This is a genomic window from Streptomyces sp. NPDC051913 (assembly GCF_044593635.1).
In the GTDB taxonomy this organism is placed as follows: Bacteria; Actinomycetota; Actinomycetes; order Streptomycetales; family Streptomycetaceae; genus Streptomyces.
Genome location: NZ_JBIUCI010000019.1, coordinates 63,388 through 86,670 on the forward strand (window position 1 = coordinate 63,388; position 23,283 = coordinate 86,670).

The window sequence follows — 23,283 nt, forward strand, 5'->3', positions numbered from 1 at the left end:
CGAGAGACGAAGTCCGAGGAGGGGCCCTGCGTGAGCCGTGACGAAGAGTTCGAGGTAGTACGGCCCCTCGAGGCCACCCACACCGCCTGGGAGACCCCCCGCGCACCCCGGCCACGACAACCCCCGCACCCCGACCCGTGGTTCACACCCCCGGCACAGACACCCGACGCCGGGCCGGAAACACCCGAGGCCCGGGCGGAGACACCCGACTACGTGTCCACCGCGGCCGTACTGCTTCTGGAGCGACTGTCGTCGCTGGAGCGAGCGGTGCTGGTGCTGCGCGAGATGCTCGGCTGCGACATGGCGGGGATCGCGGCGGCCGTGGGCCAGCCGGAAGTCACCTGCCGTGAGCTCGCCGCCACCATCACCGCGCGAACCGACACCGGCACCCGCCCCTGGCCGCGCGAGATCACCGGCGCGGACCGGGTGGCCCGGCTGCTCACGGCGATCGTCCCGGCCCTGCTGGCCGTCGGCATCACGATGCGCCCCACGGACCCCGCCGGCACCCCGGGCGCCCTCTTCCACGACCCCCACGGCACCCTCCTGGGCGCCCTGGCCCTCGACATCGCCGACAACCGCGTCCACACCGTCCACTGGCTTCCGGCCCAACAGGTCCGCAAGGAAACAGGGGAGCAGACATGACACAGCACACCGCCCCGATCCGGCTGCTGCTGGCCGACGGCCGGCCCGGGCCACGGGCACGACTGCGCGCGGTCCTCGACGCCGAGGCGGACATCGAGGTCGTCACCGAGGCCGAGGACGGCAGGCAGGCGCTGCGGTCGGCCCGGGAGCGGCGCCCCGACATCGTGCTCACCGACGTGACCCTGCCCGGCCTCGACGGCATCGAGGTGACCCGGCGCATCAGCGCCGACCCGGCCCTGGCCCGGGTGCGGGTCGTCATCCTGACCGGCGACAGCCGCGACCGGCACGTCTTCGAGGCGCTGCGGGCCGGCGCCGCCGGATACCTCGTCGACGACACCACGCCCGCCGAACTCGCCCACGCCCTCAGGGTCGTCGCGCGCGGCGACGCCCTGCTGGCCCCGTCGGTCACCCGCCAGCTGATCGGCCGGCTCGTCGCCCGCTCGCTGCCCCCGACCCCACGGCCGGCCCTGCTCGCCGAACTGACCGACCGCGAGCGCGAGGCCGTCGCCCTGGTCGCCCGCGGACTGTCCACCGCCCAGATCGCCGCCCGGATGGTGATCACGCCGCTGACCGCGAAGTCCCACATCGACCGCGCCCGCGCCAAGCTACGGGCCCGAGGCCGCGTCCAACTCGTAGGCCTCGCCTACGCGTCGGGCCTGGTCGGCTCGGGCCCGTGACGGTTCCTGTCCGTCCTTGTCAGTCCCTGACAGGCCTCATCCCGTCTCCCAACCCCGCGAGATCCAGCAGCAGTTCCTTGACCTCGGTCGCCCCGTACCGCCCGCGCGCACCCCGCGGATCCGAGCACAGCAGCACCGGCCCGTCCTGCGGACTGTCCGGCAGCCGGCCGTGCGTCCCCTTCACCGCCGCCGCACCCGCGTCCAGCCCGATCGCGCTCATCAGATAGCGCATGCCCATCTTCTTGCGGGCCAGCGCCACCGCCGTCCGGCCCTTCGCGGCGAGGGGCGCCGCGGGGTCGAAGAACAGCTCGGCGGGGTCGTACCCGGGCTTGCGGTGGATCTCCACCAGGCGGGCGAAGTCTGGGGCGCGCTCGTCGTCCAGCCAGTAGTAGTACGTGAACCAGGCGTCCGGCTCGGCGACCAGCACCAGATCACCGGCCCGCTCGTGGTCAAGGCCGTAGGCCGCCTTCTCCGCCTCGCCCAGTACCTCGGCCACGCCCGGCAGGTCGGCGCACACCTTGCGCGCCAGCGGCAGATCCTCGGGATCGTCGACGTACACGTGCGCGATCTGGTGGTCGGCGACGGCGAACGCGCGTGACGTCCACGGGTCCAGGTACTCCATCCCGGCCTGGGTGTGCACCCGCAGCAGGTTCTCGCGGCGCAGCGCACGGTTGACGTCGACCGGACGGGACGCCCGCGTGATGCCGTACTCCGACAGCGCCACCACGGTCGCCCCGCGCCGGCGCGCCGCCTCAAGGAGCGGGGCGAGCACCGCGTCCAGCTTGGCCGCGGCGGCCGCCGCCTTGCGTCCGTCCGGGCCGAAGCGCTGGAGGTCGTAGTCGAGGTGCGGGACGTAGACCAGGGTCAGATCCGGGTCGTGGCGCTCCATGACGAGCCGCGCGGCCCGGCAGATCCACTCCGACGACGCGATGCCGGCCCCCGGGCCCCAGTAGTTGAACAGCGGGAACTCGCCCAGTGCGGTGGTGAGTTCGTCGTGCAGCTCGGGCGGGTCGGTGTAGCAGTCGGGGTCCTTGCGGCCGTCGGCGTGGTAGACGGGACGCGGGGTCACCGTCCAGTCGGTGTCGGCGCCCATCGCGTACCACCAGCAGATGTTGGCGACCGTGTACCCGGGATGGCGGCGGCGGGCCGCGTCCCACAGCTTGTCGCCGCCCACGAGCTTGTTGTGCTGGCGCCACAGCAGGACTTCGCCGAGGTCACGGAAGTACCAGCCGTTGCCGACGATGCCGTGCTCGCTGGGCGGGGCGCCGGTGAGCAGCGTGGCCTGCACCGAGCAGGTGACCGCGGGCAGCACCGGGGCGAGTTCGGCCTGCCAGCCCGTACGGGCGATGGCGGCCAGCCGCGGCATGTGCTTGAGCAGGCGCGGGGTGAGCCCGACGACGTCGAGCACGACGAGGGGAGTGGGCCGGGCGTTCAATGGATCAGCTCCCTAACAGGTTGCTCGCGCAGTCCCAGAGCGAGCAGTGCGTCCCGGGCGAAGGCCACCTCGGCGGCGATACCGTCGGCCAACTGGCCTTCGGTGACAGGGCGTTGGGCGGCGGGCAGCACGTTCCAGGTGTACGTCTCCACCTCCAGGTGGTCGCACAGCGCCCGCTCCCCGCCGACCAGCACGTCCAGCGCGTCACGCAGCACGTCGAGCGTGGCGTGCAGCGGCGGCTGCGGAGCCGCGTGCAGGGGTACGTGGTAGTGCACCCGCCACGGCCCGGGCAGCCGCGCGTCGAGCGCCTCGCCCAGGTCGTCGGCCGCGTGCCCGGCGGCGGAGCGGGTCTGGTGCAGGAACCGGGGTTCGGCGTACCCGCGCAGCGCGTCGGCCGTAGCGGCCTGCTCCGGATGGTCCGCACCGAGCGCGGCGGACACCTGCACCTTCACCACCGGCAGCCCCGCACCGGCCAGCCGGGCCAGCGCGTCCTCGGGCTCCTCCCACCCGCACGCCAGATGGGCCAGGTCCAGGCACACCCCGAGGTAGCGGGTGTCGATACCGGCCAGCCCCGCGGCCACCTGCTCGGTCGACTCCAGCACGCAGCCGGGCTCCGGTTCGAACCCGACCCGGATCAGCCGCCCGGTGCGCGCGTGCACGCCCTCAAGGCGTTCCGCGAGCTCGTCGAGCCGTCCCTGGGCCACCGCCTGGTCCGCCACCGTCCACGGCGTACGCCAGGCCAGCGGCAGCGTCGACACCGACCCGCGGGCGGCGTCGTCGGGCAGCAGCCCCGCCAGCACCCGCGCCAGGTCGAGCGTGTACGTCATCCGTGCGTCGCTCAGCCAGTCCGGCCGGTACACCGCGTGCTTGACCACCGGCGCGTGGAAGGCGCCGTAGGGAAAGCCGTTGCAGGTGACCACCTCCAGGCCGCGCGCGTCGAGGTCACGGCGCAGTCCCTGCACCGCGGCCGGGTCGGCGGCGAGCCGGGCGGCGACCGGCGCGGCCAGCCACAGTCCGACCCCGAGCCGCTCGACGCCCAGACTCCGCCGGGCCGGCACCGCGTAGGTGTCCAACTGCCGCACGATCTCCGGCAGTTCCTCACCGGCGTGGACGTTGGTGCAGTAACCGAGATGGACCGTCTGCCCGTCGCGGTGCGCCAGCCGCATCAGCTGCCTCCGCGCGCGATGGAGTTCCCGGCGAACGCGGAGGCCGCCTCACCCGCCGCGTCCGACAGATCCAGCCGCCCGGACTGCCCGTAGAACTCGATCGGGTTGCGCCACAGCACCCGGTCCACGTCGTCCTCGCTGAACCCGGCGTCCAGCATCGCCTGCCCGGTGGCGCGGGTGAGCAGCGGGTCGCTGCGTCCCCAGTCGGCGGCGGAGTTCACCAGGATCCGGTCCGGCCCCCACTCCCGCAGCACCACCGCCATGCGCTCCGGCGACATCTTGGTGTCCGGGTAGATGGAGAAGCCCATCCAGCAGCCGCTGTCGGCGATCTGGGCGACCGTCACCTCGTTGAGGTGGTCGACGACGACGCGGCCCGGGTCGATGCCCGACTCCCGCACCACGTCCAGGGTGCGCCGGGTGCCGCGCTGCTTGTCGCGGTGCGGGGTGTGCACCAGGACCGGCAGGTCGTGGACGACGGCCAGGGCGAGCTGGGCCGCGAACACCTCGTCCTCCGCCGGGGTCATCGAGTCGTACCCGATCTCGCCCACCGCGACCACCCCGTCCCTGGCCAGGTAGCGCGGCAGCGCGCCGAGCACCTCACGGCAGCGCGGGTCGTTGGCCTCCTTGGGGTTCAGCGCGAGGGCGCAGTAGTGGCGGATGCCGAACTGGCTCGCGCGGAACGGCTCCCAGCCGGTCAGCGAGTCGAAGTAGTCGGTGAAGGAACCGGCGTTCGTGCGCGGCTGGCCGAGCCAGAAGGCCGGCTCGACGAGCGCGCGCACACCGGCCGCCGCCATCCGCTCGTAGTCGTCGGTGGTCCGTGAGGTCATGTGGATGTGCGGGTCGAAGATGCGCATCAGACTGTCTTCTCCTTGAAGTCTGCGGACCGTGCCGACGCGGTGTCGCCGATCCCCCCTTGGTGTGCGGTCCGGGCCGACTCCGGGTGCCGGTTCTCCTCGGATACGGCGGATCGCGCCCACTCCGGGTCGCTGATCAGCGCCAGCAGGACGGTCGCGTCGTCGGGCAGGGACCGTCCGGCGGCCCGCCGTTCGTCGTCCAGGTCGGCCAGCATCCGGGCCAGTTCGCCGTCGGCCCGCCGGTCCAGGTCGGCCACGGCGGTCAGCGGTATCTCCATGAACACGCACTTGAGTACGGCCTGCCGCCACATCCCGTCGTCGAGCCGCCGGGCGGCGGGCCCGACCGCGGCGGCGACGAGCCGCGGGTCGTTGGTCCGGATCGCGTCGTGCAGCAACTCCACGGCGGCGGCTCCGATGTCGAGGCCCTGCGGCAGCTCCCGCGCACCGGACCCGATGCCTGTGTCCATGTGCTGCGGCAGCTCCACCGCACCGACCCCGACACCCGGCCCCGACAGCGCGCGCAGCACCGCCCGCTTCTCCGCCGCGCCCCCCTGCCAGTACAGCGCGGCGACCTGCCGGGCCAGCGCCGCCCCGCGCAACGGCAGCACGGCCAGCAGCAGCACCCGGGCCGCGTCGTCCACGCTCCAGTCCGCGAGTTCCGGACCGGCGTCGGCGAGGAGGCCCCGGCCGCACCGCCGGCCCACGGCGGGGAACAGCATGGTGATCGCGTCCGGGTTCTGCGCCACCTGCCAGCGGGCGTCACCCAGCCACTGCGGGTCGGCGACCCGGTCCTTCACCACGTCCGTCATGACGTCTGCGAGATGTCGGCCGGTCACAGGGAGACCTCCTCCGCTACACGGGTCGCGCTCAGGAACTCGGCCGCGGCGCGGGCGTGCGTCAGGAACGCCAGCGACGTACGCGCGACCGCGGGGGCGGCATGGGAGTGGCGGGGCAGCTCCACGGCCGTCAGCCCGCGGTATCCGGTCTCCGCCAGGGCCCGCAGCGCGGCCGGGAAGTCGACCTCGCCGGAGCCGAACTCCAGATGCTCGTGCACATCCCGCCGCATGTCGTCGATCTGCACGTTGACCAGGTACGGACCGGCCTTGGTGACACAGTCCGCCACCGGCAGCGGCTCGACACAGCGGCAGTGCCCGATGTCGAGCGTCAGCCCGAAGCAGTCCGGCGCGCCCAGCTTGCCGCGCAGCGCGAACCAGTCGTCGAGCGTCTCCACCAGCATGCCGGGCTCCGGTTCGAACCCCAGCCGTACGCCCGCCGCGTCGGCTGCCTCCACCACCTCGGCGCACCCGCGCACGAGCCGGTCCCAGGCCAGCCCCCGCGAGACCGGGGAGGGCCGGACACCGGCCCAGAAGGAGACGGCCTCCGTGCCCAGGTCCGCCCCGATGTCCACGGCCCGCCGCAGGAAGTCGAGCCGGGCGGCGGGTTCGTCGTCGAGGAGGGTGGGGGCGTGCTTGCGCCGCGGGTCGAGCAGATAGCGGGCGCCGGTCTCGATGACGACGGCGAGCCCGAGCCGGTCGAGGCGCGCCGCCAACGCCTCGACGCGGCGCGGCAGTTCAGGTGCGAACGGGTCGAGGTGATCGTGGTCGAGGGTGAGTGCGACGCCCTCGTAGCCGAGGTCGGCGATGACGGCGAGGGCGTCCTCGAGGCGATGGTTGGCGAACCCGTTGGTCCCGTAGCCGAAGCGGATGTCCGAGGACGTCATAGGGGAGCTGACAGGGGAGTTCATGGGGGAGTCCATAGGGGAGTTCACAGGGCTCATGTCGGCGACACCCGCCCCGCCAGGACCCGGCCGATCGGAGCGCAGGCGGCCACCGCCGCCGCCGCACCGGGCCGCGCCGACCGCGCGACGAGCGCGCCCTGCAACGTCGGCAGATTGGTGATCCCGGCCGCGACCGCGGCCCGTACGCTGCCCGCGTCCGGCGTGGCCAACGCCCGTACCTGGGCGTCGCCGTAGCCGGCCGCGTACCAGGCGGCCAGCGACCCGACCAGCCCCGGCCGCGGCGACCGCCCCGAGGCGGCGAGCGCGACCCCGGCCGTCGCGGCCAGCGTCGCCCCCGGCAGCAGCCGGCCGGCGCCGGACACCTCACGGCGCGAGAGCGCGGTGACCGTGTACGTGTGCGCCGCGACGGTGAGCGCGGGCACGAGCGCGCCCCGCCAGCCGCCCCGGCGGGTACTCGCACCGAGGAGCACGTCCAGCCCACGGCAGGCGGCCATGGCGGCCGGCCCCGCGGCGGTGCCCTTCAGCTTCACGTCGTACGCCCACACCGCACCGGTCAGCGGCACCGCCACCGCGAGCGCCCTGCGCCCCCCGGACAGCCCGGCGAGCGCGAGCCCGGCCGCGCTGAGCCCGGCCGCGACCCCCAGCGCCGCCCTGGCGCTGACCCGGCCCGAGGGGATCGGCCGCTCGGGCCGCTCCTCGGCGTCCAGGTCCCGGTCCGCCCAGTCGTTGGCCGCCATCCCCGCCCAGTACAGGCAGACCGCGGCGGCGGAGAGCCCGGCGGTGCGCGGGCCGAGGGCGCCCGCGGCGGCGGCACCGGCGACGGCGTCGCCCGGCACCGACAGCGCGGCGGGCGCGCGGACCAGTTCCACGAGATCCCGGGATGTGGTCATCGGCCGCCGCCCGAGCCGGTGCCGAGCCCGGCGAGATAGGTGCGCAGCGTCTCCCACTGGGCGTGCAGCGCATGATCCACGTCGCCCAGCGGGTCCTTGAAGAAGTAGGACAGGGACTCCAGCGGTCCGGTGTGCCCGGCCTCGTGCGCGGCGGCGGTGATCCGGGCCAGGTCCAGGACGAGCGGCGCCGCGAGCGCCGAGTCGCAGCCCTGCCAGGTGAACTGCAGGCACATGCCGGTGCCGAGGAAACCGTCGAAGGTGATCAGGTCCCAGGCCGTCTTGAAGTCGCCGATGTCGGCGACGTAGTCGATGCGGGTGTCACCGTCGGGCGCGTAGCCGAGGGTCTCGTGCAGCACCCGCTGCTTGCTGGCCGTCTTCGCGGCGTTGGCCTGAGGGTCGGTGAGGCTCGCGCCGTCGCCGCCGCCGAGCAGGTTGATGCCGGACCAGGAGCGCACCGAGAGGTTGCGCATCGCGAACATCGGCGCCAGCACCGACTTCAGCAGCGTCTCGCCGGTCTTGCCGTCATGGCCGGCGTACGGCAGGCCGCGCTGTGCCGCCAGTTCGGCGAGCGCCGGCAGCCGGGCTCCGGTGGAGGGGGTGAAGTCGACGAACGCGCAGCCGGTGTCGAACGCCGCGTAGGCGTACAGCGAGCTGGGCGGCAGCACCTTGCCGGGCACGGCGAGCGCGGCGGTCAGGGCGGCGAGGTCGGCGTGCGCGGGGTGCGACGGGGGAGCGGGTTCGGTGGAGGACACGTTGACCACCACCACCCGGTCCAGGCCGTGCCGTTCGGCGAACGCCCTGAGGTCGGCGGCGATCAGCGCCGCGTCCTCGGCCTGGGTGGCGGCGGCCGGGGCGGTCCGCAGGTTCGCCTCCACCGCGTCGAGGTCCTGCTCCAGCGCCTGCACCAGCCGGGCCGGCACGATGCCGGCGGCGGCCAGCTGCTCGGCCTTCTTGGCCACGGGGACCGTCGTCACGTCGTGACCGCCGAAGACCAGGTCGCCGAAGCCGGGCAGCGCCGACACGTCCAGCGCGGGATGAGCGGTCACGCAGCCCACCGGGTCGGCGAGCCCGGCACGCAGCGCGAGCGCCCCGATCACGCTGGTGGTGGCGACGGAACCGCGGGCACCGATGAACCAGATGCCAGCACGCACGTTGTCTCCTTCGATCACGAGTTCGATCACGAACACAATGGATCTTGTCGGTCTGTCACGACCGGGGTGGATCTTGATGCGTCGCGGGCCGGACCGGACTGCCCTTGGAGGCCCGGTCCGGCCCGCGAGCGGGACGACCGGACGGTCAGCCGATCTTGACGATCTGTCCGTCGCCGGTGGCGTGGATGTCCGTGGAGCTGGTGCAGGCCGGGGCGTCCGTGCAGGCCGGCCACATCATGGTCTTGTCCGCGACGTAGATGGAGCCGTCGGCGCCGGCCAGGAAGCCGGTGGGCGCGAACAGCTTCTCGTCCGCCAGGACGGTACGGGAGTTGTCCTTGTGGTTGATCTGGATGACGTTGCCGATCGGGTCACCGGTCGGCAGGAACCCGGTCGTGTCGAACTGGGTCACATAGAAGTCACCGTTGGCACCGAAGCCACAGCCGCTGATGGCGCTGAAGCCGCTCTGCCAGACCTTGAGCTTGCCGGTCTTGGGCGAGTACCGGTACACGTTGGCCGCGGTGGCCGAGTTGCCGTGACCGGTGATCTGGCCGATGTACACGCCACCGTCGGGGCCGACGTCGACACACATCGGAACGGCGTCCGAGCCGCCCGGCGTCTCGGGCACGAAGGCGAGGACCTTGGTCTTGCCCTTGCGGTCCACCGAGTTGAGCGTGTTCGCGCCCGCGTCCACCAGGTAGAAACCGCCACCCGGCTTCGTCGTCAGCGCGTACGGGTTGGACGCCGGGTAGGTGTCGGACAGGTCCGGGTTGTTCTTGGTCCAGTTCCAGTTGACCGTACCCGGGTTGGCGATCACCTTGCGCTGCCCGTCGGTGATGTCCATGATCGAGCCGTACTGCTTGCTCAGCGTCTTGGTCAGCTCCGGGTCCAGCCCGGCCGGAACCTGCTCCGGCGAGCCGGCCTGCAAGGTGTAGATGTGGCCCTTGCGGTCGACGGTGATGCCGTTGGGGCCGATCGTCTCTTCCTGGTTGAACGCGGTCGGCAGGTTCTCCGCGATCCGCACCGGAGTGCCGGACGAGACATCCGCGACCGAACCGGTCTGGCCGTAGCACCTGGTGGCGAAGCCGGTGCCCTGGCACGCGGTGGGGGTGGCCCCCATCTCGGTGACCAGAAGCTCACCGTCCGGGCCCCAGGCCAGGCTCCGCGGTGAGTTCAGACCCTTGGCCACCACGGTGACCGGCGCGTCGCTGGTGAGGTGGCGGGTCGGCCGGGCCTTCTGAGTGGCGGCCTCGGCCGCCTGCTCCGACGGTCCGACTCCCAGGCCGACGAGCGCTGCTGTGGCCGCCACTCCGGCGACCAGCATCCTGCTCGTTTTGAGACGCCGCATCTTGGACTCATTCCCTCCGGTCGAAACCACGACTTGCTGACGGGTGTTCACGACAGGACGCACCGGGACCGACTCGCACTGATGCGGTATGACCCGCCCCCTGCATCTTGTTCTGGCGCCTCAGCATCAACGACATGGCTTGTTCATGACTGCCGATCAACTTGGCGCCGACTTGGCGCCGAGCCCTGACGCCTCCGCGCCCCAACTCCCGCTGCTCGTCCCCCGCTTGCGCCCGAGTCCAGCCCACGGGCCACTACCGGACTTTCCGGCTACGTTCGTCTTCTCCGCCGGTCACATTTCGGCGCCGCGGACTGTCATGGGGGTGAGACCGCGGATCGGCGCGGTCGCGCGCGGCACGGAGCCGAGGCACACGGCGGACGAGGCCGGATGCGAGGAATCCGGCCCGAGACACCGGAACAGATCGGGAGAGACCATGGGTGACAGGCTCGACATGTCGTTGATGTACGCGATGCACAACGCGCTGCGGCGCGAGCTGGAGATCATGGCCACGATCACGGCACGCGTCGACGACGACCCGCGGCGCACCCTCGCCGGTGCCGCCGGCTGGGACATCTTCAAGAAGGCGCTGCACATCCACCACACCGCCGAGGACGAGGCGCTGTGGCCGGTACTGCGCCAGACCGTGGCCGACCGCCCCGACGACCTCGCCCTGCTGGACGCGATGGACGCCGAACACGCCTCCATCGACCCGCTCGTCGAGACCATCGACGCCGCCCTCGCCGACCCGGAGGCCGACGCCGACCGCCTCGCCGCCGCCGTCGACTCCCTGGCCACCAACCTCACCGGCCACCTCAAACACGAGGAGGACCAGGCCCTGCCCCTGATCCAGGAGGTCCTCACCCTTGAGCAGTGGCAGCACTACGGCAGGATCCACGGCGCCAAGACCGGCCCCGACGGCCCCCTCCTGACCCCCTGGGTCCTCGACGGCGCCGACCAGGAAACCATCGACGGAATGCTCGCCATCCTCCCCGAGCCTGTCCGCACCGCGTACCACACGGCCTGGGTGCCGGCGTACATCGAACTCGACAGGTGGAACACGAAGAACTGACGACACACGACGGACGCGGCCTCTGCCCACCAGAGGCCGCGTCCGTCGTGCGTGGCGCGACGAGTGGCCGGACCGTGATCACAACTCGTGCCACTCACCCAGCTCGCCCGGCTCTCCCACCTGGATGAATCGGTGGATGAGGGCCCACGCGCGATCGGTGGCGAGGACGTAGTCCCCACTGAACCCAGCCGAGTCGTCCATGATCGGTACGTGCACGACCGCATCCGCCGCGGCGGTTCCGTCACCGAGGAGAAGAGCCGACTTCTCGGCACCGCTGAACAGATGGACGACTGCTTGATCACCTTGGAAGCCAAGGGTCAGCCAGGGAAACTCATCGCCCGGCAGGCTGACCTCCAGGTACCCCCGGCCGCGCGAGCGCAGCGCGGTGAAGTGCTCCGTCAGCTCCGCCACGGCGGAGGTTCGTTCCCGCGCGCAGAACCGTCCCGATTCCAGATCCGTTGCCGCCCACGACACGAGCATCTCTACGGCCTCCCTTCCTGGGGCGCCGAGCTGCCGCCCATAGGGGAGCACGGGGAAACGGCGTGACGTGACCAGCGGCAACGGCGCCGCCGTCGAACGGCACCACACGGCACTTTAGGGCGGACCGCTCAGCGCGCGGCGCGCACTCGTCCCTCATCGAGCGTGACCACCTGATCGGCCCCGCCGAAGCCTTCCCGCTCATGGGTGACCAGCAGCGTCGTACGCCCCCGCGTGGCATCGAGGATGTCGGCCAGCACCGCCGCGGCGGTGTCCGGGTCGAGCCCCTCGGTAGGTTCGTCCAGGACCAGCACCGGCGGATCGGCGAGCAGCGCCCGCGCCAGCAGCAACCGGGTCCGCTGACCGCCGGAGGGCTGCGTGCCGTCCGGTCCGAGCACCGTGTCGAAGCCGTCCGGCAGCGACTCGATCCAGTCCAGGATCCGCGCCCGCCGCGCCGCCTCCCGCAGCTCGGCGTCCCCGGCATCCGGCCGCGCCAGCAACAGGTTGGCGTGAATACTGGCGTGGAAGACATGCGCGTCCTGCGTCATCCCGGTGATCACACGCCGCACCTCGTCACCGGCACACTCCCGCAACTCACGGCCACCGACCAGGACGCTGCCGCCCTCGTACTCCACGAACCGCATCAGCGCAGCGATCAGCGTCGACTTCCCCGACCCACTCGCACCGAGCAGCACCGTGCGCCGCCCGCCAGGCAACTCCAGACTCAGCCCGTCCAGAGCAGCAGGGCCGCCCGCCTCATGGCGTACCGTCACATTCTCGATCCGCACCCCGACCGCCCCGTCCACGACGAGCGACACCGGCGCAGCCGGCTCGACGACCGGGGCCGGAGTGTCGAACAACTCCGCCAACCGCCGCGCCCGCACCCGCACTTCGGCCAGCCGGAACGCCGCCGCAGGCAGCGGCTCCAACGCCTCGAAGGCAACCAGCGCCAGCACCGCCAGCACGGTCAGCTGTACGGCGGGCAGCCGCCCGTCGGCATGGGCGCGCAGCGCACCGTGCACCACCGCGACCAGCGTCGCCCCCTGGAACAGCAGCAGCACCGCCGAGGCCAGCGAGGTGGTCAGCGCGCGCCGCCGCTCCAGCCGGGCGATCCGCGCGGCGGCATCCTGCGCCCGCCCCACGGCCCGCCCCCGCGCCCCGTACGCGGCGAGATCCGCCGCCCCTTCCGTCAAGTCGACCACACGCGCGGCGAGTTCGGCCCGAGCAGCCGCCTGCTCCCGCCCGGTGCGATGGGCCACCGCGAGCACCGCGGCCGGCACCAGCAGCACAGCCAGCGCCAGCATCAGCCCGAGCATCAGCCCTGCCTGCGGCAGCAGCATCCACGCCGTCACCGTGGCGGCGATCCCCACCGCGACCGCCGCGCCGGTCGGCAGCAGCACCCGCAGCAGCAGATCCTGGGCGGCGTCGACGTCATCGACCAGCCGCGTCAGCAGATCACCACGACGAAAGGCGGGCGTCCCCGCGGGCGCCAACGGCACCAGCGCCTCGTACACCCTCGTCCGGAACCCGGCGACAGCCCGCAGCACCCCGTCATGCCCGAGCAGCCGGTCGCCGTAGCGCAACGCCCCACGCCCCAGCGCCAGCGCGCGCACGGCGACGATCGCCAGGCTCACCGACGCGAGCGGCGGATGCTCGGCGGCCCGCGTGATCAGCCAGGACGCGGTGGCCATGAGCGCCGCCGCGGCGAGTTCACTGCCGGCCGCGGCGAGCCCGGCGGGCAGCAACCGGCGCCAGTACGGCAGGAGTTGGCGTGCAAGACGCAGCGTCGGATGAGGGGACCCGCCTGACGGCCGGACGGGGGAATGGACGGCCGCCAGGCGGGAGTCGGTGTGGCCCATGGCCGAGATGTGCGAGGTCATGAGGCCACCGGCCCTTCTACGGGCACCAGTTGGGACGAGACGAGATCGCTGAGAGCGTGCCGGGTCACGACCGTGCCCACATCGGAGTCGACCAGCCCGCCCCTCAGCGTGACGATCCGGTCGGCATACGGCAGCAGGCTGGTGCGGTGGGCCACCACGATCGCGGTGCGCCCGCGCATCAGCCGCACCGTGGCGTGGGTGACGGCGGCCTCGCTGTCGGGGTCGAGGTGGGCGGTCGGTTCGTCGAGCAGCAGCACGGGGGCGTCCTTGAGGAAGGCCCGGGCGATCGCGATGCGCTGCCGCTGACCGGCGGAAAGGCCCGCGCCGTGCTCGCCGAGCGGGGTGTCGTAGCCGTGGGGCAGCGCCTCGATGAACGCGTCGGCGTGTGCGTCGCGGGCGGCCTGCCGTACCTCGGCCTCGCTCGCGTCGGGCCGCCCGAGGCGGATGTTGTCGGCGACGGACGCCGCGAACAGATGCGGCCGCTGCGGCACCCACGCCAGCCGCTCCCGCCACTCATCGGCGTCCAGGCGGTCCAGGTCGATGCCGCCGACCGTGATCCGGCCCGAAGAGGGCCGCGTGAACCCGAGCAGAAGCGCCAGCAGCGTGGACTTTCCGGCCCCGCTGGGCCCGACCAGGGCGATGTGCTCCCCGGGCCGCACATGCAGCGAGACCCGGTCCAGGGCGGCTGCCGCGCGCCCCGGATAGACGACGCCGACCCCGTCGAGCCGCACCGACACGGCACGCACCTCGGGCACCACGATCCGCTCCTTTGACCGCGCACCGCCGTCCTCGCCCTCGTCGAGGACCGCGAAGACCTGCTCGGCCACCGTGACCCCCTCGGCGCTCTCGTGGAACGCGGCCCCCATCGCCCGCAGCGGCAGATACGCCTCGGGCGTCAGGAACAGCACGATCAGTGCCGTCCGCAGATCCAGGTGTCCGTCCAGCAGCCGCAGCCCGACCGGCACCGCGACCAGCGCCACCGACAGGGTCGCGACCGTCTCCAGCACGAACGACGACAGGAACGCCACCCGCAGGGTCCGCATGGTCGCCTTCCGGTGCGCGTCGGCCATCTCACCGACCCGCCCGGCCTGGTAGTGCTCCCGCCCGAACGCCCGCAGCGTCGGCAACCCGGCCACGACGTCGAGAAAGTGCCCGCCGAGCCGCGCCAGCAACCGCCACTGCCGCGCGGTGCGCTGGGCGGTGTGCATGCCGACCAGCGCCCCGAACACCGGGATCAGCGGCAGGGTCACGACGACGATCAGCGCCGAGGTCCAGTCCGTAGCGAACAGCCACCCGACGACCGCGACCGGCACCACACCGGCGGCGGCCATCGTGGGCAGCGCCCCGGTGACATACGGGTCCAGGGTGTCGAGGCCACGGGTGAGCAGGGTGGCCGTCTCCCCGTGCCGGCCCGCCGCGAGCCTGAGCGGCGCACCTTGTCCGAGCCGGTCGGTGAGCCGCTCGCGCAGGGCGTGCTTGGCGCCGGACGCGGCACGCTGCGCGAGCACACCGCGCGCCCACGCCAGCAGCGCCCGTCCCACGACCACGGCACCCAGCGCGGCCGGCGTCCCGAAGGCGACCGCATGCCCGCCGAACCCGTCCGCGAGCACCGTCGCCAGCAGGGTCACCTGGCCGACGACGAGCCCCGCGCCGAGCAGCGCGAGGGCCGTCGAGGTCACCAAGTGGCGCCGCAGCACCGGCAGTTCCCGCATCAGCCGACGTTCGACCGGTTTCATCCCGACCCCTTCCCGTTCCCGTACGGCCGCTGCTCAGAAGTAGCTGGGGTGGCGCACACCCGTACGGCCGCGGAAGGCCCACCAGCTCCACGCCTGGTAGGCGAGGATCGTCGGCACCACCAGCACCCCGAACACGCTGAGGATCTTCAAGGTGGCGTCGTCGGTGACGGCCTCGTGGATGTCGAGTCCGTGCCCGGCCGAGCTGATCAGCAGATACGGGTAGTGCCCCGCCCCCACCAGCAGCACCGGCAGCGCGGTCGCACAGCAGGTCGCCACGAACGCCCGCACCTCGTGCCCGCCGGTGAAGGACCACCAGGCGACACCGAGCGCCACCACCAGCGCCGCCGCGATGACTCCCGACACCCCGCGATTGGTCATCGAGGCACCCGAGCCGAAGAACGTGAGCAGCAGCGCGACCACGGCCGCGCCCCCGGCACCCACCAGCAGCCGGGCACCCAACTCCCGCGCCTTCGCGGCCATTTCGGCTTCCGACCGGATGGCGACGAAGCCGGCGCCGTGCGCCGCGAAGAGCAGGATCGTGGCGATGCCGCACACCAGCACGAACGGCGAGAACACCTCACCGAACCCGACATGGAAGCTGCCGTCGGCCCGCCGCGGCACCCCGTGCAGCAGCAGCCCCACCACCAGCCCCCAGCACAGCGCGGGCAGCGCACCGCCGAACACCACCAGCGCGTCCCACACCTGCCGGCTCCGGGCCCCTCGGGCCCGCCGGCGCAGCTGCACCGCCGCGTTACCGAGCACCAGCCCGGCCAGAATCGCCACGATCAGCGGGTAGAGGCCGGACAGCAGGGTGCCCTCCAGATGCGGGAAGGCACCGAACATCACCCCGGCGAAGGCCACCAGCCACACCTCGTTGCCGAGGAAGAACGGCGCGATGGCGTCGAGCGCGGCATTACCACCCTCAGGCTTCTCGGCCCGCGCCTCCTCCTCGTCCGAGGCACGGAGGAAGGGGTGCAGCATCTGTGCGCCGTAGTCGTATCCACCGAGCACGAAGTACCCGGCGAGCATCAGGCCCAGCAGGCCCAACCAGGCGATCTCCAGAGACATCTCGCTCAACTCTCCCTCTAGAAAGCCGGGACCGGCCGCTTGTCGTCGGCGCCGCCCGTGGGCTGCTCGGGCAGGCCCTCGGGAAGCGGCTCGGTGACGCCGAGCTGGGTGGCGTCAGGACCGCGTACGGCGAACCGGGCGATCAGCGTCCAGTTCGTCACCGCGAGCCCCACGAAGATGGCGATGAACACCGTGCAGGACACGATCAACGAGGTCCTGCTGACGTGGGACAGGGCGTCCTCGACCGTCAGATGGCCGTAGACGATCCAGGGCTGGCGCCCCACCTCACGCACCACCCAGCCGGCCACCGAGGCGAGGAAGGCGAACGGGATGACCGCCACCATCAGCCAGGCCATGGGACGCCACCGCACCAGCCGGTCCTTCCACAGCAGGAACACGGCGATGAAGGTGATGGTCGAGATCGTGTTGCCGATGATGGTCATGGCGTTCATCGACAGGTGGATCCAGCCCTCCGGCGGCACGTAGTCGCCAGGCCCGAACTGCTCCACCAGCCGCCGCTGGACCTCGGCGACGCCGGAGTTCTCCAGTACGGCGTTCTTCATCGGCTGGGTCCGCTCGATGATCGGACGCTGGAGCTCACCCACGACGACGACGAAGAACGAGGCGAGCATCGCCACCCACGTCCCCAGCCGCAGCGAGGAACGGAACAGCTCCGTCTCCTTCGTCCCCCGAAGGAAGTGGAAGCAGCTGACACCGGCGACGAACAGACCGCCCGTCGTCAGCGCGGCCAGCACGATGTGACCGAGGGCGACCAGCGACATCTCGTTGGTCAGCAGCGCCCCGAAGTCGGTCAAGTAGGCGACACCGCCGCGTACTTCGTAGCCGACCGGGTGCTGCATGAAGCCGTTGGCGATGAGGATCCAGTACGCGGAGGCGTACGCGGTCAGGGCGACCAGCCAGATCAGCGTGACGTGCACGCCGCGCCGCAGCCGCCCCCAGCCGAAGATCCACATTCCGAGGAAGGTGGACTCCGCGAAGAACGCGATCAGCGTCTCCAGCGCCAGGGGAGCGCCGAAGACGTTCCCGGCGAACTTGCTCAGTCCGCTCCAGCTCAGGCCGAACTGGAACTCCATGACGAGGCCGGTGACGATACCGACCGCGTAGTTGATGACGTAGAGCTGCCCCCAGAAGCGCGTCATGCGCTCACGGACAGCCCTCTTGGCGGGATCACGGGTATATGCGGCCCTGGTGTGCATGAACGCGACCAGGGGGACGAGCCCCATGGTGAGGATCACGAACAGCCAGTGGATACCGGTGGTGGCCGCGAACTGGAGTCGGGCCAGCTCCGCAGCGCTCATGGTGCGACCTTCCTGAGGGAGGGCGGCGGGACAAGGACAGAAGTGCGGGACCCTCGCGTCGCGTGTACAGGCGTCGGGCGGTGAAGCCCGCCACCTGTGCGGTGGCCCCGGAAAGACGGTAGAGAAGAACACTCATGCATTTCCAAGACCGGTTTTGCCATGTGACGATGCCTCGACAGTTATAGGTGAAGGTGGACCGTGGATCTGCTGCAGTTGCGCTACTTCCAGACCGTCGCCCGTTTCGAGCACATGAGCCGCGCCGCGGAGGAACTGGGCATCGCCCAACCCTCGCTCAGCCGCACTATCGCCCGCCTTGAGGCCGAGTTGGGCTCCCCGCTCTTCGAGCGCCACGGCCGCGGCATCAAACTCAACGCCAGCGGCACCATGTTCCTGCGCCACGTCGACCGCACCCTCAGCGAGCTCGACGACGGCGTCAGAGCCGTCCGCGAGGCCGGTGACCTGGGCCTGGGCCGGGTCGGCATCGCCTGCGAGACCCTCCTGACGATCACCACGGTCCTCGGCAGCTTCCGCCTGGCCCACCCCCGCGCCGACGTCCGCCTCTTCCAGTCCAACGCGGAGGAGATGGAACGCCAACTACGCGCGGGAGAGGTCGACTTCTGCGTAGCCTCCCAGCAACTTCCCGACCCCCACCTGGACTCCCTCGAACTCACCCGGGAGGAGGTCCTGCTGGCCGTTCCCCGAGGTCACTGGCTGGACGGACGCGACAGCGTGACGATCCCCGAGATCGCCGACGAGCCCTTCGTCACCACCCGCAGGAGCCACTGGCAACGCGCCCTGCTGGACCGCCTGTTCGCCTCAGAAGGCCGCACCCCGGTGATCTCCTGCGAGGGCGACGAGCCCGGCGCCAGCCAGGTCCTCATCAGCGCGGGCCTGGGCATCGGCCTCATCCCGGCGATGTCCCGCCAGGCCGGCACCGACACCCGCGTCCCCGTCGCCTGGGTCCACCTGGACGCCCCCGCCTGCCACCGCGTCCTCACCCTGGTCTGGCGCCGCGACGCCTACCTCTCCGAAGCGGCCGTGAAATTCCGGGAATTCATCACATCCCGCCCCTTCATGACCCACCGACTCCCGGACCCGCGCCGACCGAACCCCTAGACCCTCTCGACCGAACCTCAAGCGGAACTGGACTTGGCCCGCCCAAAGTCCTCTGGTACGTTCACTGCCCTTCCCCGCCCGCCCCGCGCCGTATCGCCCGGCGGGCGAACAGAAGAGCCGGAGAGGTGTCGCGTCCCCACCGACTCTCCAGCGATCCTCCACGCCTCTTCACTGGGGTCCACATGCCCAAGATCACGTACATCTCCGCCGACGGCACCGAACGCACCCTCGACGCCCCCCTCGGCACGACCGTGATGCGCGCCGCCGAACTCAACGACGTAGAAGGCATCGTCGCCCAGTGCGGCGGCAACATGCAGTGCGCAACGTGCCACGTCTACGTCGACGAAACCACCCTCGACAAACCAGAACCCCCCCACCCCGACGAGCACTACATGCTCGACTACACCGTCTGCCCCCGCCGCCCCACCAGCCGCCTCAGCTGCCGCCTGAAGATCACCGAGGCAATGGACGGCCTGATAGTCCACACCCCCGAACGCCAGAACTGACACTGAGGGCCTGCCCGGCGGATCATGCCGCAGACGCGGGGTCTGGTGCGCCGATCTGCGGCGTTGTCGTCGGTCGCCGACGCTCCGCGTCGACTCCCTCCTCCGCCTTGCAGCTCGACGCACCAGACCCCGCTCACCCGCACCACATGACGAACCGCGGCTTTCCTGCGACCTGATCCGCCGGACAGGCCCAAGCCGGACCCGACTCTCCATCCACCCCCAGCCAAGGTGAGAAACGGAAACTGCGGAGGACCGCCGTTCCACCGACACACACCTGGGGGCCCGATGACGTCCGGAGAAGCCGACATAACCCGCCTGTACACGGCCGTGGAAGAAGCAGCAGCCCTGCTGGGCGTGGACTGCTCACGCGACGCCATGTGGCCGGCTCTCACCGCGTTCCAGGACGTACTCACCGACGGCAGCGTCGTCTTCAACATGGTCACCAGCGGCGGCCACATCGGAGACCTCTCCTTCGACTTCACGATGCCCACCACCGCCGGCGACCCCTACACCCGCGCCCTGACCCACGGCCTGGTGGACGACACGGACCACCCCATCCGCACCCTCTTCGCGGACATCCAGGCCCGTTTCCCCATCCAGTCCTACGGCGTCGACCACCGCCTCAACGGCGGCTTCAACAAGGCCTACGTCTTCTTCCCCCTGAGCGACCTCCAGGACCCGGCCCGCCTGGCGGACCAACTGCCGTCCGCCCCCAGCGGCCTGCAAGAACACCTGCGTACGTTCACCGCGCACGGCCTGGACAACAAGGTCTCCGCGATAGCGATCGACTACGCCCGCCGCACCTGGAACCTCTACTTCAACGGCCTCTCCCCCGACCACGTCACCCGCGAGTCGGCCCTCTCCCTGATCCGCGAGCTAGGCCTCCCGGACCCCAGCGACCAACTCCTCTCCTTCATAGAGACGTCATCGGCGCTCTACCCCACCTTCGGCTGGGACTCCACGAAGGTGGAACGCCTCAGCTTCTCCACCCGCACCACGGACCCCAGGGCCCTGCCCGCCCTCCTGGAGCCGAAGCTCGGCGAGTTCGCGGCCAACGCCCCGTACACCTACGACGGCGACCGCGTCCTCGTCTACGCGGGCGCCCTGTCCCGCAGCGAGGAGTACTACAAGCTCGCCACGTACCACCAACTGGCCACACAGGCCCACGACCGCATCCGCACAGCAAGCTGACCCGACCTCAGCCCCGCGCAGGACCGGGCCAGCCACACAACACCGCATCAAGAGCATCGATCACCCGGTCCCAGCTCTCCGAACTCTCCGGAGCACTGTGACTGAACCCGCCCTGCGCCTCCAGGCTGACAAATCCGTGAAAAGTGCTGCCCAACAACCGGACGGCATGCGTCTGCTCAGGCTCGACGAGGTCGTACCCCCGCAACACGGCCCGAGTCATCAACGCATGCCGTCCGCCCGCACTACGAGCCGCCTCCTCCGGCGTGAGCCGCAACTGAGCCGCCGCATACCGCCCAGGATGCTCCCGCGCATAGTCCCGATACACATCCCCGAGCGCCCGCAGGGCATCCTTCCCGGCCCGCCCCGCAAGCGCGACGGCCCCCCGGTCGGCAAGCTCCTCCAGCGCCAGCAGCGCGATGCGCACCTTCAGGTCATGCGAGTTCCGCACATGCGAATACAGACTCGCCACGGTGACCCCGAACCCCCGGGCCAGGCCGGAAACAGTCACGTGCTCAAACCCGACCTCATCAGCCAACTCGGCCCCGGCGAGCACCACCCGCTCAACACTCAGCCCCACACGCGCCACGACGATCACCCCAGACCAAAACCCTTTAGGGAAGAACCTAATCCCTTCCGGCCACGTCGCCGCCCGGGCCCACTACGCCGCCAGGAGAACAGGCGCGCCGGCCCTCGCGGCCTGCACCGACGACGGCGCGTTCCGGTCACGCCGCCCGGCGAAGACGAAGAGCCGCAGCACAACGAACCGCCCCGCCCCCGCAAGCCCGGAGGCACCGAGATAGACGACCTGCGCGGTCACCACGCCGGGCGAGGACTGCACCAGATGGAGAACGAACATGGCAAGGCTGGTCACGAGATAGGCGACACCGGCAGATCCGGCGGACTGCCAGTGCTCACGCCATCCGGCACCGCGCTTCTTGCCGAAGGTGTAGCGAGCGTGAAGCTCGGTGCACAGCACGGTGGAGAGGGCGGTGACCACAGCGTTGGACACGCCCCAGGGCACCACGGCGGCCAACATCACCACGGCGAAGCTGCTGAGCACCCCCACGCCCCCGCCGAAGACCACGAACCGCACGAAGGACGCGACCGGCCCAGGCGCGGACGAGGTCTCCACCAGGGTCTTGTCCGAGAGCGCCGACATGGCGGTGTCCTTCCGGGCTGAGGGCGCCGAGCGCGCCGACACGTTGTTTCCGATGCTGGAAAAGCTACGTTGCGTTCAAAGATGTGGCAACCGAATTATTGCCACTGAATCCCATCACTCCAGCTAGATGCCAATATTTCGTTGCAACGAACGCGGATGTAATGCAATGAGTCTCAGTCGGTACGTTGCAACGGGCTGGAGGTGAACGCTACGCGGAGAGCACGAGCTTCAGTCCCACTGCTGGTCCGCGAGGGAGGAGACCGGCTGAGGCTTCCCGATGACGGCCAGCGCGATGAAGAAGCTGATCTGCCCGATGGCGATGGTGAGGGTGGCCAGCGCCTTCTTGTCGTAGTGCCGGGCCACCTCGGCAAACAACTCGTCGGTGACACGCTCCCGACCGTGCGGAGCAGCCTGAAGGGTGGCCTCCACCAGAGCCAGGGCAGCTCGCTCGGCCCCGGTGAAGTACGGCGCGTCCTGCCACGAGGCAACTGCGGTGATGCGCTCCTCCGACTCCCCGGCCTTACGCAGGAAGCTGGTGTTCAGAACCGTCAGATAGGTGTTCCCGACGATCTGCCCGGCCCGCAGATGAACGAGGTTGATCGTGGTGCGCGGCACCGACTGGTTGCCCGTGGCCCGGAAGAACGCGGCACTGATGTCCTTCATCTCAGGCACGTAGGCGGTCGGGTCGGGCATCCGGGAGATCGAGGCGGGGTCCGTGTGTGTCATGGCTGCTCTCCTTCGCATCAACGTCGAGGTGTTCACTGAATTGACGGATGCCAGAAGGAATTTGTGACGAGATCAGGCAGGGAAGCGTGACTCGGCCACACAAGTCCCCGAAAACCGCTTGGCGGCCCGGGGCCGGCCGCTGCTAACCTCGCGGAGGCCGTGCGAGAGATCGAGGAGGTGGTACCCGTGAACGTATCGACATGGGTGCTCTCCTCAGGAGTCACGGGCGGACGATAGGCAGGTCGTCCGGGAGCGCCGCCCCAGTGCACTCCCGAAAGGCACGACCATGCACATCACCTCTGACCAGCGTCTCGACGACGAAGTCCGCGAGCGCGCCTTCACCTTCGGCGACATCCCCGGCTTCCTCTGGACCCCCGCATCAGCCTCCGCGGCCGCACCGGTGCCACTGATCCTGCTCGGCCATCCGACTCTCGGACTGACGAGGATGTACCCCCGGCTCGTGGCCCGGGCCCGGCACAGCGCGGCGCAGGGCTTCGCCACGGCCACCATCGAACTCCCCGGCTGCGGGGACCGCCCCCGCTGGCCCGCCATGGAGCAGACCCGCGCCGAACTACGCCGCACACTGCAGGCCGGTGAACCGGTCGGCGACGAACTCATCGACGCCCTGGTCCTCCCGCTGGTCGACAAGGCCGTCCCGGAATGGCAGGCCACCCTGGACGCCCTCCTCGCACTGCCCGAGATCGGCGGCCCGGTCGGCTACTCGGGAGGCGTGATCTCCATCGGCGTCCGGCTGGCATCGGTCGACCCGCGCATCAAGGCGGCCGGCCTCTTCGCCGGGAGCTACGTCCCGCGCGCCATCCTCGAAGAGGCCCGCCAGGTCACCATCCCGCTGCACGTCCTCCTGCAATGGGACGACGAAGGCAACGACCGCCAGGCCGCCTTGGACCTGTTCGACGCCTTCGGTTCCAAGGAGAAGACCCTGGAGGCCAACATGGGCGGCCACACCGGCGTCCCGCAGTTCGCGGGCGAGAGCGCGGCCAGGTTCTTCACACGCCACCTGAACTAAACCGGGCCCGTCAGACCGCCACCAGACGGCCGCCCTCCACACCGCGGGCCCCCGCTGTACGTTCAGCGGGGACCCGCGATCAGCACTGGTCCTACTGGTGCGACTGGTCCT

At 71.1% G+C, this 23,283-nt stretch carries 23 protein-coding genes; 7 read left to right on the forward strand and 16 right to left on the reverse strand.

Annotated elements, in window-relative coordinates; translation table 11 throughout:
* The first annotated feature begins 30 nt into the window (after positions 1 to 30).
* Complete coding sequence (locus tag ACIHIX_RS39155; protein WP_399964969.1) at positions 31 to 642, forward strand: hypothetical protein; 612 nt, start codon at positions 31 to 33, stop codon at positions 640 to 642.
* Positions 639 to 1,319, forward strand: a complete 681-nt coding sequence (locus tag ACIHIX_RS39160; RefSeq protein WP_399964971.1) for a response regulator — start codon at positions 639 to 641, stop codon at positions 1,317 to 1,319. Before ACIHIX_RS39155 ends, ACIHIX_RS39160 begins: the two co-directional genes overlap by 4 nt.
* A 19-nt stretch (positions 1,320 to 1,338) precedes the next feature.
* Here the strand turns inward: ACIHIX_RS39160 and ACIHIX_RS39165 are convergent, their stop codons facing one another.
* From ACIHIX_RS39165 to ACIHIX_RS39200, 8 genes are all read right to left on the reverse strand, one after another.
* Positions 1,339 to 2,754, reverse strand: coding sequence for a nucleotide pyrophosphatase/phosphodiesterase family protein (locus tag ACIHIX_RS39165; protein WP_399964973.1), 1,416 nt, complete (start codon positions 2,752 to 2,754; stop codon positions 1,339 to 1,341).
* On the reverse strand, positions 2,751 to 3,920 hold the full coding sequence (gene eboE / locus ACIHIX_RS39170; RefSeq protein WP_399964975.1) for a metabolite traffic protein EboE: 1,170 nt from the start codon (positions 3,918 to 3,920) through the stop codon (positions 2,751 to 2,753). Before eboE ends, ACIHIX_RS39165 begins: the two co-directional genes overlap by 4 nt.
* On the reverse strand, positions 3,920 to 4,774 hold the full coding sequence (locus ACIHIX_RS39175; RefSeq protein ID WP_399964977.1) for a TatD family hydrolase: 855 nt from the start codon (positions 4,772 to 4,774) through the stop codon (positions 3,920 to 3,922). Before ACIHIX_RS39175 ends, eboE begins: the two co-directional genes overlap by 1 nt.
* Positions 4,774 to 5,610, reverse strand: coding sequence for an EboA domain-containing protein (locus tag ACIHIX_RS39180; protein ID WP_399964979.1), 837 nt, complete (start codon positions 5,608 to 5,610; stop codon positions 4,774 to 4,776). Before ACIHIX_RS39180 ends, ACIHIX_RS39175 begins: the two co-directional genes overlap by 1 nt.
* Positions 5,607 to 6,518: a sugar phosphate isomerase/epimerase family protein gene (locus ACIHIX_RS39185; protein WP_399964981.1), complete on the reverse strand. Its 912-nt coding sequence runs from the start codon at positions 6,516 to 6,518 to the stop codon at positions 5,607 to 5,609. Before ACIHIX_RS39185 ends, ACIHIX_RS39180 begins: the two co-directional genes overlap by 4 nt.
* 29 nt (positions 6,519 to 6,547) lie before the next feature.
* On the reverse strand, positions 6,548 to 7,402 hold the full coding sequence (locus ACIHIX_RS39190; RefSeq protein WP_399964983.1) for an SCO3242 family prenyltransferase: 855 nt from the start codon (positions 7,400 to 7,402) through the stop codon (positions 6,548 to 6,550).
* Positions 7,399 to 8,553 carry an inositol-3-phosphate synthase gene (locus ACIHIX_RS39195; RefSeq protein ID WP_399964985.1) on the reverse strand — a complete coding sequence of 385 codons (1,155 nt, stop codon included), beginning with the start codon at positions 8,551 to 8,553 and terminating at the stop codon, positions 7,399 to 7,401. Before ACIHIX_RS39195 ends, ACIHIX_RS39190 begins: the two co-directional genes overlap by 4 nt.
* Before the next feature lie 145 nt (positions 8,554 to 8,698).
* The gene (locus tag ACIHIX_RS39200; protein WP_331728853.1) at positions 8,699 to 9,898 is read right to left on the reverse strand and encodes a ScyD/ScyE family protein; all 1,200 of its coding nucleotides are present in this window, start codon (positions 9,896 to 9,898) and stop codon (positions 8,699 to 8,701) included.
* A gap of 433 nt (positions 9,899 to 10,331) precedes the next feature.
* On the opposite strand from ACIHIX_RS39200, the gene ACIHIX_RS39205 reads away from it, so the two are divergent.
* Complete coding sequence (locus tag ACIHIX_RS39205; RefSeq protein WP_331728851.1) at positions 10,332 to 10,967, forward strand: hemerythrin domain-containing protein; 636 nt, start codon at positions 10,332 to 10,334, stop codon at positions 10,965 to 10,967.
* A 78-nt stretch (positions 10,968 to 11,045) separates the two neighbouring features.
* Here ACIHIX_RS39205 and ACIHIX_RS39210 read toward each other — a convergent pair whose 3' ends face one another.
* The 5 genes from ACIHIX_RS39210 to ACIHIX_RS39230 form a co-directional block, all read right to left on the reverse strand.
* A complete protein-coding gene (locus tag ACIHIX_RS39210; protein ID WP_399964988.1) occupies positions 11,046 to 11,378 on the reverse strand; it encodes a hypothetical protein in 333 nt (110 codons plus the stop codon).
* Between the two features lie 197 nt (positions 11,379 to 11,575).
* Positions 11,576 to 13,324 (reverse strand): thiol reductant ABC exporter subunit CydC, encoded by a 1,749-nt coding sequence (cydC, locus tag ACIHIX_RS39215; protein WP_399964990.1) that lies wholly within the window; start codon positions 13,322 to 13,324, stop codon positions 11,576 to 11,578.
* On the reverse strand, positions 13,321 to 15,060 hold the full coding sequence (gene cydD / locus ACIHIX_RS39220; RefSeq protein WP_399964992.1) for a thiol reductant ABC exporter subunit CydD: 1,740 nt from the start codon (positions 15,058 to 15,060) through the stop codon (positions 13,321 to 13,323). The genes cydC and cydD overlap by 4 nt, the downstream gene beginning before the upstream one ends.
* 33 nt (positions 15,061 to 15,093) lie before the next feature.
* Entirely contained in the window at positions 15,094 to 16,128 is a 1,035-nt protein-coding gene (gene cydB / locus ACIHIX_RS39225) for a cytochrome d ubiquinol oxidase subunit II (RefSeq protein ID WP_399964994.1), read from the reverse strand.
* 17 nt (positions 16,129 to 16,145) lie between these two features.
* Entirely contained in the window at positions 16,146 to 17,447 is a 1,302-nt protein-coding gene (locus ACIHIX_RS39230; protein WP_399964996.1) for a cytochrome ubiquinol oxidase subunit I, read from the reverse strand.
* A 198-nt stretch (positions 17,448 to 17,645) separates the two neighbouring features.
* Between ACIHIX_RS39230 and ACIHIX_RS39235 the strand changes: the two genes are divergently transcribed.
* From ACIHIX_RS39235 to ACIHIX_RS39245, 3 genes are all read left to right on the forward strand, one after another.
* The gene (locus ACIHIX_RS39235) at positions 17,646 to 18,563 is read left to right on the forward strand and encodes a LysR family transcriptional regulator (protein ID WP_399964998.1); all 918 of its coding nucleotides are present in this window, start codon (positions 17,646 to 17,648) and stop codon (positions 18,561 to 18,563) included.
* Positions 18,564 to 18,745: 182 nt separating this feature from the next.
* Positions 18,746 to 19,069: a 2Fe-2S iron-sulfur cluster-binding protein gene (locus ACIHIX_RS39240; RefSeq protein ID WP_331728831.1), complete on the forward strand. Its 324-nt coding sequence runs from the start codon at positions 18,746 to 18,748 to the stop codon at positions 19,067 to 19,069.
* A gap of 285 nt (positions 19,070 to 19,354) precedes the next feature.
* Entirely contained in the window at positions 19,355 to 20,260 is a 906-nt protein-coding gene (locus ACIHIX_RS39245; RefSeq protein ID WP_399965000.1) for an aromatic prenyltransferase, read from the forward strand.
* 7 nt (positions 20,261 to 20,267) lie between these two features.
* Here ACIHIX_RS39245 and ACIHIX_RS39250 read toward each other — a convergent pair whose 3' ends face one another.
* The 3 genes from ACIHIX_RS39250 to ACIHIX_RS39260 form a co-directional block, all read right to left on the reverse strand.
* Positions 20,268 to 20,846 carry a TetR/AcrR family transcriptional regulator gene (locus ACIHIX_RS39250; RefSeq protein ID WP_399965144.1) on the reverse strand — a complete coding sequence of 193 codons (579 nt, stop codon included), beginning with the start codon at positions 20,844 to 20,846 and terminating at the stop codon, positions 20,268 to 20,270.
* Between the two features lie 72 nt (positions 20,847 to 20,918).
* A complete protein-coding gene (locus ACIHIX_RS39255) occupies positions 20,919 to 21,419 on the reverse strand; it encodes a GtrA family protein (RefSeq protein WP_399965002.1) in 501 nt (166 codons plus the stop codon).
* A gap of 228 nt (positions 21,420 to 21,647) precedes the next feature.
* Positions 21,648 to 22,145: a carboxymuconolactone decarboxylase family protein gene (locus tag ACIHIX_RS39260; protein ID WP_399965004.1), complete on the reverse strand. Its 498-nt coding sequence runs from the start codon at positions 22,143 to 22,145 to the stop codon at positions 21,648 to 21,650.
* Positions 22,146 to 22,431: 286 nt separating this feature from the next.
* Here ACIHIX_RS39260 and ACIHIX_RS39265 point away from each other — a divergent pair, with 286 nt between their 5' ends.
* Positions 22,432 to 23,172: an alpha/beta hydrolase gene (locus ACIHIX_RS39265; RefSeq protein WP_399965006.1), complete on the forward strand. Its 741-nt coding sequence runs from the start codon at positions 22,432 to 22,434 to the stop codon at positions 23,170 to 23,172.
* Positions 23,173 to 23,283: the final 111 nt, after the last annotated feature.

Excerpts from the sequence above, each read along its gene's own strand:
- cydC (WP_399964990.1), bottom strand. The coding sequence starts at position 13,324 with ATGACCTCGCACATCTCGGCCATGGGCCACACCGACTCCCGCCTGGCG.
- ACIHIX_RS39240 (WP_331728831.1), top strand. The coding sequence starts at position 18,746 with ATGCCCAAGATCACGTACATCTCCGCCGACGGCACCGAACGCACCCTC.
- ACIHIX_RS39175 (WP_399964977.1), bottom strand. The coding sequence starts at position 4,774 with ATGCGCATCTTCGACCCGCACATCCACATGACCTCACGGACCACCGAC.
- ACIHIX_RS39255 (WP_399965002.1), bottom strand. The coding sequence starts at position 21,419 with ATGTCGGCGCTCTCGGACAAGACCCTGGTGGAGACCTCGTCCGCGCCT.
- cydB (WP_399964994.1), bottom strand. The coding sequence starts at position 16,128 with ATGTCTCTGGAGATCGCCTGGTTGGGCCTGCTGGGCCTGATGCTCGCC.
- ACIHIX_RS39230 (WP_399964996.1), bottom strand. The coding sequence starts at position 17,447 with ATGAGCGCTGCGGAGCTGGCCCGACTCCAGTTCGCGGCCACCACCGGT.
- ACIHIX_RS39190 (WP_399964983.1), bottom strand. The coding sequence starts at position 7,402 with ATGACCACATCCCGGGATCTCGTGGAACTGGTCCGCGCGCCCGCCGCG.
- cydD (WP_399964992.1), bottom strand. The coding sequence starts at position 15,060 with ATGAAACCGGTCGAACGTCGGCTGATGCGGGAACTGCCGGTGCTGCGG.
- ACIHIX_RS39245 (WP_399965000.1), top strand. The coding sequence starts at position 19,355 with ATGACGTCCGGAGAAGCCGACATAACCCGCCTGTACACGGCCGTGGAA.
- ACIHIX_RS39260 (WP_399965004.1), bottom strand. The coding sequence starts at position 22,145 with ATGACACACACGGACCCCGCCTCGATCTCCCGGATGCCCGACCCGACC.
- eboE (WP_399964975.1), bottom strand. The coding sequence starts at position 3,920 with ATGCGGCTGGCGCACCGCGACGGGCAGACGGTCCATCTCGGTTACTGC.
- ACIHIX_RS39265 (WP_399965006.1), top strand. The coding sequence starts at position 22,432 with ATGCACATCACCTCTGACCAGCGTCTCGACGACGAAGTCCGCGAGCGC.
- ACIHIX_RS39185 (WP_399964981.1), bottom strand. The coding sequence starts at position 6,518 with ATGAACTCCCCTGTCAGCTCCCCTATGACGTCCTCGGACATCCGCTTC.
- ACIHIX_RS39160 (WP_399964971.1), top strand. The coding sequence starts at position 639 with ATGACACAGCACACCGCCCCGATCCGGCTGCTGCTGGCCGACGGCCGG.
- ACIHIX_RS39205 (WP_331728851.1), top strand. The coding sequence starts at position 10,332 with ATGGGTGACAGGCTCGACATGTCGTTGATGTACGCGATGCACAACGCG.
- ACIHIX_RS39200 (WP_331728853.1), bottom strand. The coding sequence starts at position 9,898 with ATGCGGCGTCTCAAAACGAGCAGGATGCTGGTCGCCGGAGTGGCGGCC.